Origin of the sequence: Sinomicrobium pectinilyticum, from assembly GCF_003725735.1 — a bacterium.
Classification (GTDB): Bacteria; Bacteroidota; Bacteroidia; order Flavobacteriales; family Flavobacteriaceae; genus Sinomicrobium; species Sinomicrobium pectinilyticum.
On sequence record NZ_RJTM01000068.1, the window covers coordinates 15,857 to 33,175 of the forward strand.

Sequence of the window (17,319 nt, forward strand, 5' to 3'; positions counted from 1 at the left end):
CCTGCTCCGTTACAATAAAAACGCAAAACTTCACCTCCGGAAGATATGCATGAAACGAAGTAATCATTTCGGTCCCGGACCACCTATTTAACTGCAGCTTCCAGTTCTTTCTCCCTGTACACCGTGGGGGTTACGCCGTAAAATTCCTTAAAACCGGAAGAGAATTTGGATACATTAGAAAAACCTGTGGCATACGCTACTTCCGTTATACTCAGGTTTTTCGAAATCAAAAGTTCCCCGGCCTGTTTCAGACGTATGTTCCGGATAAAATCACGGGGGGACTGGTTGGTGAGTTCTTTTAATTTCCGGAACAGGTGAACGCGGCTGATACCGATTTCCGATGCCATCATTTCCACCTGGAGTTCCGGGTTACTAATGTTATCGTTAATAAGCCGGGTCACTTTTTGTAATAGTTTTTCGTCCGCCGATTTAATATCAATTTTGCAGGAGGAGTCTTCTTTGACCTGATTTCCGCTGTATATGTTTTTGAGCAATTCCCTGTTTTTAATAAGGTTACGGACCGTCTTTTTAAGGATATCCATATTAAAGGGTTTGGAGAGATAAGCATCGGCCCCGGTTGCCAATCCTTCAATATTATCATTTACCGTGGTTTTTGCAGTGAGCAGTATTACCGGTATGTGGTTGATATTGACATTTTGCTTGATCCTTTTACAAAGTGTAATCCCGTCTATTTCGGGCATTTTAACATCACTGATAATGAGGTCCGGATTTTTTTGCAGGATACGGACAATGGCCTGTTTGCCGTTACAACATTCCGCAACATGGTATAAAGGGGCCAGTTCCTTATGAAGGTAATTGCGGATATCCTCGTCGTCATCTACGATGAGGACATTGTATTTGGTTTTGGACTGTACATGCCTGTCTTCGGTATCCGGATAAAAATTAGTGATGTAGGGTTCTCTTTTAGGCTCGTACTCCTGTGACAAGACGTTCTGTTGTGAGGAAGGCCCCATTCCGAAATGATGTGCTCCGAGTGGGATATCTATGATAAAAGAAGCCCCTTCGGAATCCGTGTTGTTTTCTGCCCGGATGGTACCGTGATGAAGGCCCACGATGGAGCGGGTAAAATGAAGCCCTATCCCTGTTCCCTCCGTAGGTTTATCTGTATTCGGATTCTGGTAAAAACGGTTAAAGATACGTTCTGTTTCCGCCGGTTTGATTCCTCTTCCGTTGTCTTTTACGGTTATCCTGGCATAGTCTTCACCGTTGCTGTATTTAACAGTTTCCAGTGCCAGCAGGATAGTACCGTTGTCCGGGGTAAATTTAAAGGCATTGGAGAGCACATTCTGAATCACCTTGTCAAAATATGCAGGGTCTGCGTACATGTATAACGAAGGCGTGCTATGACGGAATTCGAAATGGATGTTCTTGGTTTGTATCTGGTCTTCAAAAATGGTACATACTTTATGAATAAAGCCGATGATCTCTGTTTTTTGAAATTGCAGGGTTATTTGTCCTTTATCTATTTTCCTGACATCTATCAGCTGGTTGATAAGGTGGAGGATACGTTCGGAATTCCGCTGTATGAGTTTGTAGCTTCGTTGCCGTTCCGGATCGTTATCTGAGCGGATAAGTTTATTCAGTGGATTGATAATTAGTGAAATAGGTGTTTTTATTTCATGCGAAATATTAATAAAAAACTGTAGTTTGGCTTCGTTTATCTGATTGTTATATTGCTGCTTCCGGATTTTTTGCCTGGTTTTATACCGCTGATGGATCTGGTGGTAGATCAGCACACCCATTAGTATGATAAGCACCACATAGCATATTTTTGCTGTTACTGAAGCATACCACGGCGGAGAAATGATTATAGTGATCGTTTCGGGTGTGGAAAAGGTCTTGTTTTCCCTGGCTTTTACCCGGAACGTATAAGTTCCGGGGACGAGGTCGTTAAAGGTAATATTATTGCCCACCTGTCTCAGGCTTACCCAATCGTTCCTATTCAGCGAATAGTAATAGGTGATCTTTTCGGGAGAAGTAAAATTGGCAGTGGCGAATTCAATGCTGAACGTGTTGTCGTGATGGGCAAGGCGTACGGTATCGGATTCCGTGATATTTTTATCGATAATATCGTGGTCCCCTGATTTCATTCCCTTTTTTACTTCCTTGTTCTGGACGTAAAAAGCCGTAATTTTTACATCGGGTGTTTTTCCGCCATCTTTAATGGAGTCCGGATCAAAAAGGGTTACCCCATTGGTCCCGCCGAAAATAATTTCTCCGGAACTATCGGAATAGACCGCTCCTTTGCTGAATTCATTTCCCTGAAGGCCATCATTAATGTAATAATTGATAAAATGCTGTTTTTGGGTATTCAGTTTGGATATGCCGTAATGCGTACTTATCCATAGGTCACCTTTTTTATCTCCTTTGACAGCACAGATAAAGTCGCTGGACAAGCCATCGGCATTAGTGAATTTTTTCAGGTAGCCGGGCTTCGGGGACTTGCGGTACAGACCTTCGGAAGTACCTATCCAAAGGTTTTTTTGAGTGTCTTTATAAAGCGTATAAATAATATTTTTGCTGAGTGTATGGTTGGTATGTTCGCCCGTGGTAAAGGACATGGTGTTGAGGTCGAGGAAACTCAGCCCGTCATAGGTGCCGATATATAACCGGTTGTCGTCCGTATAGAGCAAACAGTTTATCCACTTATTGTGCAGCCGGTCGTCCGTATTGCTACCGGACCCTCGGCAATGCCTGGTGACTTTGCCGGTTTGCAGGTTAAGGGAAAACAATCCTGCACCCATAGAACCTATCCAAAGATTTTTGTCATTGTCTTCCGTTATGGCATAAATGCTCTCTACTTTGTGCAGCTGATCGTCGACAATCTGGTCTACGTAATCAAATTTCCCAGTTTTACGGTCTACTTTTGCCATGCCTTTCAGATAGGAACCTATCCATAAATTATGCTCCGAATCTTCGAAAACCGACATAATGGTAGCAGGAGCGTTCGGAGGGGCAAAATGCGCCACCTGTCTGCCATCCGCAGATACACCGTAAAGCCCGTCCCCATCCGTCCCTACCCACAATATTCCCTGATGATCTTTGAATACCGACATGACACAATTGGAACCAATAGCATTATTTTGAGCGGATTGATAACCTATATATTTAAAATTATTGGAGGAGGAGGGGATCAGCATCACTCCTTTCTGATAAATGCCCAGCCAAAGATTTCCCGACAGGTCTCTTGTTATGGAGTGTACCTTTGCCCTGGAGAAGTCAAATTTATTTACCCCGGGGTTGAGGTCGCTTATCTGCCGGTTCCGGGTATTAAACAATTTAATGCCTTCCCCGTCAGTACCCACGAGAATCTCATTTTCCCTGCTTACATAAAGAGTTTTTACCGGTAGCCGGCTGTGTCCCTGTTGTGCTACGTGACGGAAGGTTTTGTGTGCTTTATCATATTTAAAAAGTCCTTCATTGAGGTTGCCGGCATAAATATCTCCGTTTCTGGCCTGGCAAATGCTGGAGATATTTCCTTCCCCCGTATGGGCAGTAAAGAAATTGTCCGGTTCTTTTTTATCGGGGGAAATCAGGAAAAGTCCCTGGTCATGGGTTAATATCCATAGATTTTCGGAATCATCTTCAAAAAGTTTATTAATGTAGTCCGAAGGGATTAACGGGTCCAGGCGGACACCGCTGTATCTATTGTTTTCCTTTTTCAGCAGAAAGATCCCGAAACCGGAAGTACCAATCAGAATATCCCCGTTCTTCCGTTCTGTAATAGATGTTATATGCGGTTGCAACCTCGTTTTATCCCTGTTGTATATGGGGATCTCCGTAAAGGATTGTGTATCGTGGTCATACATTTGCAGTCCGTTGAAAAAACCGAATAGCAGGTGGTTTTCACTGTCTTCGAAAATCACGCGGACATAATTGTTTAAAATAGAGGAAGTATCCTTTTCATCATGTTTTATTTTTCTGAATTTAGCCCCGTCATAACGGTTTAGCCCGTCTTCAGTGGCTATCCAGATAAAACCCTTGGAATCCGGATACACCTGGTTAATAAGGCTGCTCGAAAGCTCGGCATCCGTAGAGTATAACTTCCCCGATTGGGCCCATGCCACCGGTATAAAAAACAAGAAACTTACAGCTCCGAACAAAACCGGACCGGTAAGAGGGGAAGCGATTAATGATTTGAAATACCTGAATGCAATGTTCTTTATCATGACGGTTACTCTGAAATTAAACGAAAACACGGTATTGATATTGGGATTTCTGCACGTCCCCCGAAACGATAGTGTTATAAAAAAATACATCCGTTTCCGGTTCTGTGAACCTCGCTCTGAACACTATAAAATATATTGCTTATATACCATATAGTTTTAATGACTACAATGTATTGTTATTTTTTTATATTCTCAATATTTATGATAAAAAAATATTAACAACTATCGTCTTGTTTATTTTTTTTAAATGATTAGAAGAGGATTTACCATTTCAGGACCGGTTTGCGGTAAAAGTATTGACGCCGTATACTTTACCGGGTGATGTCCCGATAAGAATGGAAGGTCAGGCAGAACAGCGGAATATGATATTATTTCTTAAATGGCTATTTGAGTAGGTATTTGGTATAAAAAAAGGTTTAATAATGATGTTTTTGCATTGCGTGTAAGTTAATTACTATTAAATTAATAGTATGATGTTCATATTGTAACCTACCGGAAAGAAATTGTAACCTGGCGAATATACTTATTGTGCCCGAAGAAATAATTTTATGACCGATGAAATAATAAAGTGAACCGGTAGAGGCAGAACAGCTTTTTACGGGAATCATACCGGAAACTTTCATCCTTCATATAATTATTAAATATATCAGAAAACCAACCATGCCGAAATTTGCGATCTGTCCGTTTTTGTTTAAAAGTATATTTTTCGCGGTTCTGTTTGTACAATTAACCGGCTGCAGACAGAAAGAGGAACAATTGCATCTCCGAACAGCTTACTTTGACTATTTTCACTATAACGGCGAAGACGATTTTTATAAAGAGAACCCTTTACCCGATGCGGAATCCTTCTATAATCCCATTCTTCTGGGATGGTATTCCGATCCCAGTATTTGCAGGAACGGGGATGATTATTTTTTAGTCACAAGTACCTTTTCCTATTTCCCCGGGGTCCCCGTTTTTCACAGTACTGACCTGGTAAACTGGAAACAGATCGGGAATATACTGAACCGCCCTTCCCAGTTGGAACTTGACGGGCAACGGACCAGTCAGGGGATTTTTGCCCCCGCCATTAGTTACAATCCGCATAATGAAATCTATTATATGATAACCACCAACATTGGCGGAGGTAATTTTTTCGTAAAGACCAAAGATCCTTTCGGCGAATGGTCCGACCCGGTATGGCTTCCGGACGTTCACGGTATTGACCCTTCTTTCTTTTTTGACGATGACGGAAAAGCATATATAGTGAATAATGATGAACCGGACGGTGGCTCCACCTATGAAGGCCACCGTGCTATCCGTATCGTGGAATTTGACGTAGAAAATGAAAAAACAACAGGTGCCAGTAAAATGCTTGTCAACGGAGGGGTGGATCTAAAAGAAAAGCCGATCTGGATAGAAGGGCCACATATGTATAAGATCAATGGCAAATACTTTTTAATGTGTGCCGAAGGAGGGACTTCCGTGAATCACCGGGAGGTAATATTTTCTTCGGAAACTGTGATGGGACCTTACAAACCCTGGGACAAAAATCCCATCCTTACCCAGAAGCACCTCGATCCGGAAAGGCCCCTGCCCGTAACCTGTGCCGGTCATGCCGATCTCATCCAAAAACAGGATGGCGAATGGTGGGCCGTATTCCTGGCATGCCGTCCCATAGAAAACGAATTTGAAAATCTGGGAAGGGAGACGTTTTTAATGCCGGTAAAATGGAGTGATGACGGGTTTCCCTACATGACACGGGGAAATGAGACCGTGCCTCGTATACTCAAAATGGAAGGGGTGAGTAGAAAGGATAACGTAACCTTTGGTAATTTTTCCGTAGAGGAAGAGTTCGATAACGAACAATTGGCACCGCAATGGATGACCCTACGGGGGCCTGCAGACAGCTTATATTCCTTACGGGAGAAACCGGGCTGCCTTGCCCTTAAATGTACGGATGTGAATACCACCGAATTAAAAGAACCGGCTTTTGTAACCAGAAGATTACAGCACCACAGGTTCACATGCGAAACCGCATTGCTCTTTGCCCCGGAAACAGAGAATGAGCAGGCCGGATTATTATTGTTTAAGGATGAAAAACATCAATACGGATTGCTGGTGAGGAAAAAGGGAGAGGGAATGGAAATATCCGTTCAGAAGATCAGTCCGGAAGGAACAGAAACACTCGGTAACCGGGACCTTCCGGAAAATAATACTTCTAAGCCCGTTGAGCTGAAAATAATTTCATCAGGTAAATATTTCGAATTTTTCTGCAAACAGGGAAATAATGAATGGAACAAAGTGGCAGACCAGGTTCCCGCAAGGCATTTGTCTACAGCTAATTCCTATGGCTTTACAGGTACCACGGTGGGGATGTATGCCGGTTCCGGAAAATTTTAGAACATAGTGAATGGTTCCGTAATGGGAATTGTGAGACCATTCCGCGCCCCAATATCTTTTCGAATGCACCGATTCATGCTAAGTATGGTATAAGAAGTTTAACCAATCAAAAATTAAGAACCGGGACTGCAATACAGGAATGTCTTTCACGGCATGAGGCTTTTTGACAGTTGTCTTCCGTGAGTGTTCCCGGTTTTTAATAAATCTTTAAAATCAAATTTTATGCAAAGTGTAATTCTACGACCTTTTTTGCAAAGGAGGTATTCCTGGTTTTTCCGGATTGCCTGTTCCCTTACATTCTTGTTCCTCCTTATGGGCAGTGCCAATGCACAACAAACCGTAACCGGGACAACCCTGGACGAATCGGGGACAGCGCTTCCCGGAGTGAGCGTCCGGGTAAAAGGGACCAATACCGGGACAGTGAGTGATTTTGATGGTAATTACTCCATTGGGGTACCCGATGAAAATGCCGTGCTCGTATTTTCCTATATCGGGTTTAAAACAATGGAAGTAACTGTGGGCGGGCAATCCGTCATGAATGTTACGATGGAAGAAGATTTACAGCAACTCGATGAAGTGGTTGTTGTCGGATACGGAACCCAGCGGAAAGAAGCCGTAACCGGGTCGGTTGTTTCCGTAAGCGGAGATATAATGCGTGAAGTGGCAACGCCCAATATCACGCAGTCATTGCAGGGGCGTATGCCGGGGGTAGAGATATCGCAAACATCATCCCAGCCCGGGGCCACCATGCAAATACGTATACGCGGTACGCGCTCGCTCACGGCCAGTAACGATCCGCTGGTGGTGCTGAACGGTATTCCGTTTACCGGGTCTATTGCAGACATTAACCCAGCGGACATTAAAAGTATTGACATACTGAAGGATGCTTCGGCTACGGCCATTTACGGTTCCAGGGGAGCAAACGGTGTAGTCCTGGTAACAACCAACCAGGGGTACAGAGGGGAAGAAGCCAAAATAAGTTACAGCGGTTATTTTGGAACGCGGTCTGTTTTTGCCAGGTATCCCATGATGAACGGCCCGGAGTTCGTAGCACTCCGAGAGGCTGCCGGCTTGTATGGGAACGGTCCCGATGAATTTAACGATGTAAATACGGATTGGCAGGACCTGTTTTACAGGACAGGTATATTAACCAGTCATGATATTACAGTTACCGGAGGGGGTGAAAAAGGCAGTTTTAACTTTGGTGTGGGGTACCTTAAGGACGAGGGTGTGATCCCCACACAGCAATATGAACGTATTTCACTGCGTACGACCATTGACCAGCAGATCGGGGAGCACCTCCGTGTGGGTTTGAGTTCGAACAATAACTATAATGTCAGCGAGGGTAACCAGATCGGTGTCGGGGGGCCGTTGGGCATGTCGCCCATTATTGACCCCTACAATGAAGACGGTACTTTGAAACGGACCGTAAGTTCAGCCCTTGATGATTCCTGGGTATATACCCGGGGAGTGATCGAAGGGCTGGGAGACCGGTGGTTGAGTGAGACCAGGGGATTTGCCACATATAATTCCCTGTATGGCGAAATAAGTATCCCTTGGGTCGAAGGCCTGAAATACCGTATGAACGTGGGACTGGACTATCGCCAGTCAAACGGTGGGGCCTTCCAGGGACGGGGTGTAAACAGTGTCAACGAGGAGACCCCTTCTACGGCTTCCGTCAGTAATTCCCATACCTTTCACTGGTTGGTTGAACACCTGTTGACGTACGACCGCACCTTTGCGGACAAACATAATATAAACGTAACGGCTTTATATTCTGCCGAACAGAACAAATACACCAGGTCGCGTATGGCCGCAAGAGATATCCCTGCCGAACAATTCCAGTTCTATAACCTGGGGCATGCCGACGGGGAGATTACCATAAACCCGGCCGACCAGGTCTACGAACTTTGGGGATTGATGTCGTGGATGGGCCGTGTTATGTATTCGTATGATGACCGCTACATGCTGTCGGCTACCGTGCGTTCCGACGGTTCTTCCAGGCTGGCACCGGGGCACAAATGGCATACTTACCCTGCGGTTTCGGCCGGGTGGAACATAAAGAAAGAATCGTTTATGGATAACGTTTCCTTTGTGGACATGCTAAAACTGCGCGTTGGTTACGGGCAAACCTCCAACCAGGCTATTTCTCCTTATGCTACACTCGGGCGTTTGGACACCAGACCCTACAATTTCGGTAACGATGATTATGCTACGGGATTCTTTGTATCCGCATTGCCGAATGCCAATCTGGGATGGGAATATTCCGAGACCTGGAATTACGGGCTTGATTTTTCCTTATTGGGCAATCGCCTGTCCGGTACCATAGAGTATTACGTGACAAATACAAAAGACCTTCTTCTCGGAGTTGGTCTGCCTCCTACCTCGGGAGTGGGCAGTTATACGGCCAATATAGGTGAGACTCAGAACAAAGGACTGGAACTTTCGCTCAACGGACTGATCCTCGACACTCCCGGCGGCTGGACATGGGAGGCCGGGATCAATATATACGGTAACCGGAACAAACTGGTGTCACTCGCTTCCGGGACGGACAGGGACGAAGGAAACTGGTGGTTTGTAGGGCATCCCATTGATGTGATCTATGATTATGAATATACAGGGCTCTGGCAGGAAGACGATCCCTACCTCGATATCCTGGAACCCGGAGGAAATGTGGGGATGATCAAGGTAAAATATGCCGGTGACTATAATGAGGATGGTTCACCTACGAGAGAAATCGGTCCCGAAGACCGGCAGATCATCAACCTGCAACCGGATTTCCAGGGAGGTTTCAACAGCCGTGTTGCCTATAAGAATTTCGATCTTACTACGGTAGGAGCCTTCAGAAGCGGAGGGACACTCATAAGTACGCTCCATACAGCTTCCGGATATCTTAATATGTTGAGCGGAAGGAGGAATAACGTAAAAGTGGACTACTGGACTCCTGAGAACACCGATGCCAAATATCCTGCTCCGGGGGGAATTATGAGTGGTGACAATCCCAAATACGGAAATACCCTGGGATATTTCGATGCCTCTTACCTCAAGATACGAACCATAACCCTGGGGTATAACTTCGATCAAAACGACTGGCTGAAAAAAGCCGGTATCGGAAACCTGAGACTCTATGCCACGGTGCAGAATCCCTTTGTTGTGTTTTCGCCTTTTCATAAGGAAACCGGGATGGACCCCGAAACCAATTCCTATGCCGACGAAAATGCGGCAGTGACAGGAACATACCCGAGCCGTTTGCTTACCATAGGGACCAATGCACCGGCAACACGCAATTATATGATAGGGCTAAATGTAACATTCTGAAAAACAAACAAACTAAACACATGAAAAGGATACATATAAAAACATTCGCAGGAGCGGTCTTGATGGCATTGTTCCTGACATCGTGCTCTGATATTCTGGATGAAGAGCCGCGAAGTATTTATGAACCCAGTTTTTTTGCTACCGAAGCAGGGGTCCGCGGCGGATTGACGTCTATGTACGCACACCTGCGTTACATATACGGGCAGGCCTATTATTACAATACCTGCCTTACCGGGACCGATGAAGTAACCTATGCTCAGAGTGCGGACCAGAATTTTCAGGTCATGGACCTCAGTGGAGTAGGAGGGAGCATAACTTCCACAACCAGCCGGGCCGATGTATTATGGGGGGCAGCATATTCCAACATCAATACGGCCTGTGGTATTATCGAAAACGCTGCCGAAGTGGGAATTTCGGATGACCTGATCGCAGAGGCCAGGTTTTTCCGGGCGTTTGATTATTTTATGCTGGTACAGACATTCGGAGGTGTGTCTCTGGACCTTGGGGCAGGTGAACTGACATTTAACACCAACCCTTCGAGAACTTCTGAACGTAATACCGTACCCGAAGTCTATACCAGGGCCATATTCCCGGACCTTCTTACAGCTGTTAACGACCTGCCGGATGCCGGTCGGGTCACCGGGGGCGCAACCAAAACACTGGCACGCCTTTACCTGGCCAAAGCTTATCTGACTTATGGATGGTGGCTGGAAAACCCCAACAATATCCCGACGTATCCGGAAACTCCCCGGACCGATCCGGACGGGCATGATGCACAGTGGTATTTTCAGCAGGCATATGATGTGGCTTTAGAAGCCATTAACAATCCGGGCCCATTTGGTTTGCAGGAAACTTTTTATGACGTAAACCTGGCCCCGAATGACCGTAATAATGAGATCCTGTTGTATGCGGACCATACCGAAACGAGTGAGTTCTATAACGGTGGAAGTCTTACTTATGGCAGTGGCGGTGCGCCCGATAACTTTGCGGGCTGGATGATGACCTGGAACTATACGGTGATCAGCAGCAGTTCATCCAGCTCCGGCTGGGAGCCCGTAAGTTCTGTTCAAAGAGAGGCGGTACAGGCCCTTGGTCGTCCGTGGACCCGTATGTGTCCCACCATCGGAGCCATTACCAATACCTTTGACGACAAAGAAAACGACTCCCGTTATGACGGTACGTTTACTACCGTATATCGCGGCAACTGGGATAAGGCCGGCATTAGCGGTTCTCTCTATAATGCCAATTCCATGGAAGTCAATCCCGGGGATGCGATCCTCACTTTTCTGGATGAAGAACCGGCAGAAAGCATAGATTATGTTACCCCGGTGAGCCAGGGTGCTAACGTAGGGGCAGGAGTGTTGCCGGGGAGATCCGATTTTGTCATATCGCCCGAAGGGATCAGCAGAATAGTATATCCCGGGCTCTGGAAACTCGGTCCGTACCGTACGGACAACGGTAATGGTTTGGGACAGCCCAATGCCGGGAGTACGCGTCCTTTTAATATTGCCAAATTTTCGGAACTGTATTTTATTGCTGCCGAAGCAGCCGTAAAAGGAGCATCGGGCGGACAAAGCGCATATGACCTTATTAATGTTATCCGCGAACGTGCGGGGAAATGGCGCTGGGACAATAACGGGAATACGGAAAAAGTGGAAGATAACGGCGCGGCAATGGTCGCTGCTACTCCCACGAATATAGATATTAACTATATTCTGGCAGAACGTTCGCGGGAATATTACGGTGAAGGCTATCGCTGGTACGATCTTATACGCACGCAAAAATGGGAAGAACTGGCGGGGACCTACGAAATTGGCGGCAGTAATTACGGGGACCATACCCCGCAAACCATTACGCGAAACATACAGCCATACCACTATTTGCGACCCATTCCGCAGGGACAACTCGATGCCATGGAAGGAGACAAGAGTAACTATCAAAACCCCGGATATTAAAATATCCTGTACGGTGCTGCAATGAATTTCAGGGAAGTCCCCTCGATTCGCAGCGCAAAACAGGGAACCCCTGCTGAATTTGGCTATGGAGTTTGTTTATGAAACAGGGACTGCTTTTATGGAAGTCCCTGTTTCTTGGCATATATCCATAAAAACTGGCTGTACAGATTAAAGGAATATCAGAAGAATGCCATGTGAAAGAAAGTTTGTCCAAAAGTATGGCAGGTGCAAAAAACAAAATACTACATAAGATATGAAAAGAAAAAGATGGACGGTGAGCTTCCTCTGTATTTGCGGCCTTATCATAGGAGTAACGGCACATAAAAAGGCAGATCACACAAGGAAGAGTGTACTGAAGGATGCCTATGCCGGTAAATTTTATATAGGTACGGCACTTAACGAAAGCCAGATTGAAGGAAAAAATGAAAAAGAGGTAGCTCTGGTCAAAGAACAATTCAATGCTATTGTTGCGGAGAATTGCATGAAAAGCGAAAGGATTCATCCTGAAGAAAATACTTATGATTTTACACTGCCTGATAAATTTGTAGCATTCGGAGAGCAAAACGGAATGCAGATCAACGGGCATACCCTTATCTGGCATTCACAGGCACCTGAATGGTTCTTTGAAGATGGCGACGGAAATACGGTGAGCAGGGAAGTACTGATACAACGGATGAAAGAGCATATTCATACTGTGGTAGGACGTTATAAAGGGCGGGTAAAAACCTGGGATGTGGTAAATGAAGCCGTGCTGGATAACGGGAATTTACGGAAGAGTAAATTCTATGAGATTATAGGAGAAGATTACCTGAAACTGGCTTTTGAATTTGCCCGTGAAGCCGACCCGGAGGCAAAACTGTATTATAACGATTATTCTACGGCCCTTCCGGAAAAGCGGAAAGGCATCGTAAGAATGGTCAGAAAACTGCAGGAACAGGGAGTATCCATAGACGGTATCGGTATGCAGGGACATGTAGATATCAACACCCCGGCAATAGAAGAATTTGAAAAAAGCATCCTGGCATTTTCCGAACTGGGCGTAAAGGTGATGATTACGGAATTTGATATGACTGTTCTACCCTCGCCCTGGGAAAAAACCGGCGCTGAAGTATCTGCGAAATTTGAGTACAGTAAAGAGATGGACCCTTATAAAGAAGGGTTACCCCATAATATAGTCCGGACTTTTGACAGCCGTTGTGCAGCGTTCTTCAAGCTTTTTTTGAAACATGAAGATAAAATTTCGCGTGTCACATTTTGGGGAGTAAACGACGGGAATTCATGGCGCAATAACTGGCCGGTACCCGGAAGAACAGATTATCCGCTACTGTTTGACCGCAATAATCAGCCTAAATCAGCTATAGACTCCATTCTGGCAGTGGTTTACAACAACAGGTAATCATTATGATAAAATTACTATTTTACACCATGTTTGCCGGAATAGCATTTTTCAACCACAGTAATCCGGAAAAGGAGAGAAGTATTAGAACAAGAAATAAGCAAAAACCTAAATCTGGTCAATATGTATTATCGCTATGCAAGTATTATTCTGGGAATTATTATTTTGTATGGTCACAATCTGCGGGCACAAACCCGTTCCGCATGTAATCCCGTAATATATGCCGATGTTCCCGACATGTCCATGCTACGGGTGGGGAATGCCTACTACATGAGCAGTACCACCATGCATATGAATCCGGGGGTGCCCGTTATGAAGTCCGAAGACTTGTCAAACTGGGAGATCGTAAACTATGCCTATGAGATACTGGACCCGGACAACAAAGCTCTTAATCTGGCTGATGGTAAAAGCACATACGGTAAAGGATCCTGGGCCAGTTGTTTGCGTTATCACAACGAAACTTATTACGTGAGTACCTTTGCAAAGACGACCAATAAAACCTATATATACAGAACCAAAGATATAGAAAACGGTCCGTGGAAAGTTTCAGCTTTCGGACCTGCTTACCACGATCATACTCTTTTTTTTGATGATGACGGGAAAATCTATATGATATGGGGAGGGGGAGAATTACGGATGGCAGAACTTAAAGAAGATCTCTCCGGAATAAAAGGAGGAACCGAGCGGGTACTTATCGAAAATGCCAGTGCCCCGGCGGGAGAGGATATAGGACTTCCGGCGGAAGGGTCCCAACTGTTTAAGGTTAATGGTAAATACTATCTTTTTAATATAACATGGCCCCGGAACGGTATGCGGACCGTTCTTGTACATCGTGCCGATAAGATTACCGGGCCTTATGAAGGCAAAGTGGTTCTTCAGGACAAAGGAGTAGCACAGGGAGGACTTATTGATACCCCGGAGGGAAAGTGGTATGCTTACCTGTTTCGCGATTATGGCGCTGTTGGTCGTATTCCCTACCTGGTACCCGTTACGTGGGGGAACGGATGGCCCATTCTGGGTGTGGAAGGAAAAGTACCCGATACGCTGGATCTTCCGGCGGGTAATGGTCTTATACCGGGTATTGTTGCCTCCGACGATTTTAGCAGGGAAGAAGGTGAAGTAAAGTTACCACTGGTCTGGCAATGGAACCATAACCCTGATCCCTCGCACTGGTCTCTTGATGAGAGAAAAGGTTTTCTGCGGATAACTACCGGAAGAGTGGATCGGTCAGTCCTGTCTGCCAGAAATTCGCTTACACAACGTACCATAGGTCCGGAGTGTTCGGGAACAATAGGGCTGGACGTATCCGGAATGAAGGAGGGAGATTTTGCAGGGCTGGCACTTTTGCAGGAAAAATACGCTATGGTTGGTGTAAAATATGCCAACGGCCATAAAACAATTACTATGGTAAATGCAGAGTCCGGGGAACCGGTGGAGGTAAAAAGCATTCCGTTAGGGCAGGAGGTAATTCACCTGAAGGCAGAGTGCGATTTCAGGGACCGGAAAGATGTGGCCAGGTTCTTCTACAGCCAGGACGGAAAACAGTGGTACCCGATAGGGAATGAACTGCATATGAAATATACCCTCTCCCATTTTATGGGATACCGTTTTGCTTTATTTAACTATGCCACCCGTAATCCCGGTGGTTATGCAGATTTTGATTATTTCGATATTACCGATAACATACACAGATAACTTCCGGTTCCGTCCTTGTTAAAAGAACGGAGATATTGAACATGACAGCAACTTTCCCGGCCGGGGTATTTTTCATTCCTCCTGGAATAGCTTGATTTTTAAGCCGTTTTCAATGCCATTTCGGACTAATACCCGGCGCATAAGGGAATTTGAGGGACTGATAATATTCCAGGGAATGGGAAGGGGTTTCCATTTCTTTCGGGAAAGCCTTCTTTGAATGTGTTTGGAAATACAGCATACAGGCATTGCGCCACCAGACGGCTTCTTCAAGCTGGATATCCAGCAACATACTTATCTCACCGAATTGCTGTTTGTTAACATACGGTTCCATTTTTTTCCAGGTGTTTTTTGCCTTTCGCACCTGATTTACACCTTCCTGGTATTTTATTCCCAGACCGTCCCATAACGTTCTTCCGTTATGCAGTTTATAATCCCACGGAAGATGATGAAACCAGAGCAGGAATTCTTCCGGACAGGTCTCAACATCATTAAATATGCGGGCAACTTCCTTAGTGTATTGTGAAGTGGCATTACTTCCCGTAGGTGTCCGGTCAAAACCGATACCGTTTTCATCCGCTTTGTGATAATATACGGGGTTCCATTCCGGTCGGGAGAGATTATTTACCCAGGGGCCGGGGCCATAATGGTGCCCAGTATCCATAATGTGATGTAATCCCAAAGGAGTCATATAGTTCACTACGGCCCGATGCGATTGCAAAAGCATTTTCTTTACGGGTGTCACAAAATTTTCATCGTTGGAAAAAGTGAGCCGTAGCCATTCATCCGCAATCTTTTCTGCCGGGATGTAAGGGTCCCAGGCAAGGCGGCCAAAGCCGTACCAGTTGGCCTGTCCGAAAGGGTGCCCGGTCCAGTTGATATCACTGCCAATGTTAGCTACCCCGGCAATACCACTGATCTTCTTATTGTCGAGGGTGCCGTCTATGACTTTGGCTACATACGATCCTTTACCGTGACTGTAGGTATCTGCCTGTAATACCTCTTCGTACAGTTTGGGTAAAAAGACCATGTGCGTACTGAAACCGAGGTATTCCTGGGTGATCTGGAATTCCATCATCAGAGGGGTTCGGGGCATGGCCGCGAACATGGGATGAAAAGGTTCCCGGGGCTGAAAATCAATAGCACCGTTCTTAACCTGTATTAGTACATTGTCCCTGAATTTTCCGTCCAGGGAAACAAATTCGCTGTAAGCCTGTTTTGCCCGGTCAGTAGTATCGTGTTCCGAATAGACAAAAGCACGCCACATGACAATTCCGTTATGGGGAGCCAGGGCATCAGCCATCATATTGGCCCCATCCACATGGGACCTACCGTAATTTTGCGGTCCCGGCTGGCCTTCGGAATTGGCCTTTACCAGGAATCCGCCGAAATCCGGGATTTCCTTGTAAATTTCACTGATTTTCTCTTTCCACCATTGCCGTACTTCCGGGTTAAGCGGATCGGCAGTTTCAAGTCCCCCGATCTCTATTGGTGCGGAAAACCTTGCGGTGAGATAAACCTTTATCCCGTAAGGACGGAATACATCGGCCAGGGCAGCCACTTTCTCTATATATGCAGGGGTAAGCACCAGTGCACTGGCATTGACATTGGTAAGTACGGTGCCGTTAATACCGACGGAAGCATTGGCGCGGGCGTAATCTTTATAACGGGGGTCTATATAACCCGGCAGGCGATGCCATTTCCATATGGAAGCACCGGCATAACCACGTTCTACGGTCCTGTCGAGGTTGTCCCAGTGATTCAGAACGCGGATGTCTGTTTTCGGTACCTCCAGTATCCGGATGTTTCCCAGGGATAGTTGTTGCTGCAAATGTCTGAGAAAGTGAAAGGTCCCGTAGAGAATACCAATATCGTTGTGCGCGGTAATTACAATATTTTTTCCCGAAGAACGGATCAGGTAACCGTCTTTGGTAATTGCCGGAATATCCTTTTCTAGTTTCCGCCGGATCTCCCGGGAGAGATTTTCCGTTTTACGGACAATCAGCGAATATTCTTTGGGCTGGCCGGGGACAAAAGGAGGGGACATCCCCAGCAGACCCTTTAGGGCCAGGGTCAGTTCCTCTTTGACGATATTCAGCGTTTCCTCGCCGCTTTCCATATAAATGCCCTGAATATGCCTGGTATATTCCGACAGTACTTCCGGGTTTTCGATTTTCCGATAGTTAAGCCAAAGGTTATAACCACTATCGGTCTGAGATAAGACGGAAAAAAAGGACAGGAAAAAAACGGATAACTGAGTTTTCTTTAAAAGTGACATTTGATGCTGTTTAAGCAACCAACACGAGGTTACAGGTTATAGGTTGATTTTATTTCCCGGTGTAAATTAAATAAAAAACCAATGTTTTGAAAGTTCTGGAGCAACCGA

At 45.6% G+C, this 17,319-nt stretch carries 7 protein-coding genes; 5 read left to right on the forward strand and 2 right to left on the reverse strand.

Annotated features, from left to right (window positions below; all coding sequences use genetic code 11):
- Positions 1–83: 83 nt before the first annotated feature.
- Positions 84–4,190: a hybrid sensor histidine kinase/response regulator transcription factor gene (locus tag ED312_RS09390; protein ID WP_123215817.1), complete on the reverse strand. Its 4,107-nt coding sequence runs from the start codon at positions 4,188–4,190 to the stop codon at positions 84–86.
- A 756-nt stretch (positions 4,191–4,946) separates the two neighbouring features.
- Here ED312_RS09390 and ED312_RS09395 point away from each other — a divergent pair.
- From ED312_RS09395 to ED312_RS09415, 5 genes are all read left to right on the forward strand, one after another.
- Complete coding sequence (locus tag ED312_RS09395; RefSeq protein ID WP_206363238.1) at positions 4,947–6,572, forward strand: glycoside hydrolase family 43 protein; 1,626 nt, start codon at positions 4,947–4,949, stop codon at positions 6,570–6,572.
- A 222-nt stretch (positions 6,573–6,794) separates the two neighbouring features.
- The gene (locus tag ED312_RS09400; protein WP_123215751.1) at positions 6,795–9,890 is read left to right on the forward strand and encodes a SusC/RagA family TonB-linked outer membrane protein; all 3,096 of its coding nucleotides are present in this window, start codon (positions 6,795–6,797) and stop codon (positions 9,888–9,890) included.
- A 20-nt stretch (positions 9,891–9,910) separates the two neighbouring features.
- Complete coding sequence (locus ED312_RS09405; RefSeq protein WP_123215752.1) at positions 9,911–11,845, forward strand: RagB/SusD family nutrient uptake outer membrane protein; 1,935 nt, start codon at positions 9,911–9,913, stop codon at positions 11,843–11,845.
- A gap of 253 nt (positions 11,846–12,098) precedes the next feature.
- Complete coding sequence (locus ED312_RS09410; protein WP_123215753.1) at positions 12,099–13,241, forward strand: endo-1,4-beta-xylanase; 1,143 nt, start codon at positions 12,099–12,101, stop codon at positions 13,239–13,241.
- 123 nt (positions 13,242–13,364) lie between these two features.
- Positions 13,365–14,936 carry a glycoside hydrolase family 43 protein gene (locus ED312_RS09415; protein ID WP_123215754.1) on the forward strand — a complete coding sequence of 524 codons (1,572 nt, stop codon included), beginning with the start codon at positions 13,365–13,367 and terminating at the stop codon, positions 14,934–14,936.
- Between the two features lie 109 nt (positions 14,937–15,045).
- Here the strand turns inward: ED312_RS09415 and ED312_RS09420 are convergent, their stop codons facing one another.
- Positions 15,046–17,211, reverse strand: coding sequence for an alpha-glucuronidase family glycosyl hydrolase (locus ED312_RS09420; protein WP_123215755.1), 2,166 nt, complete (start codon positions 17,209–17,211; stop codon positions 15,046–15,048).
- Between the last annotated feature and the right edge of the window lie 108 nt (positions 17,212–17,319).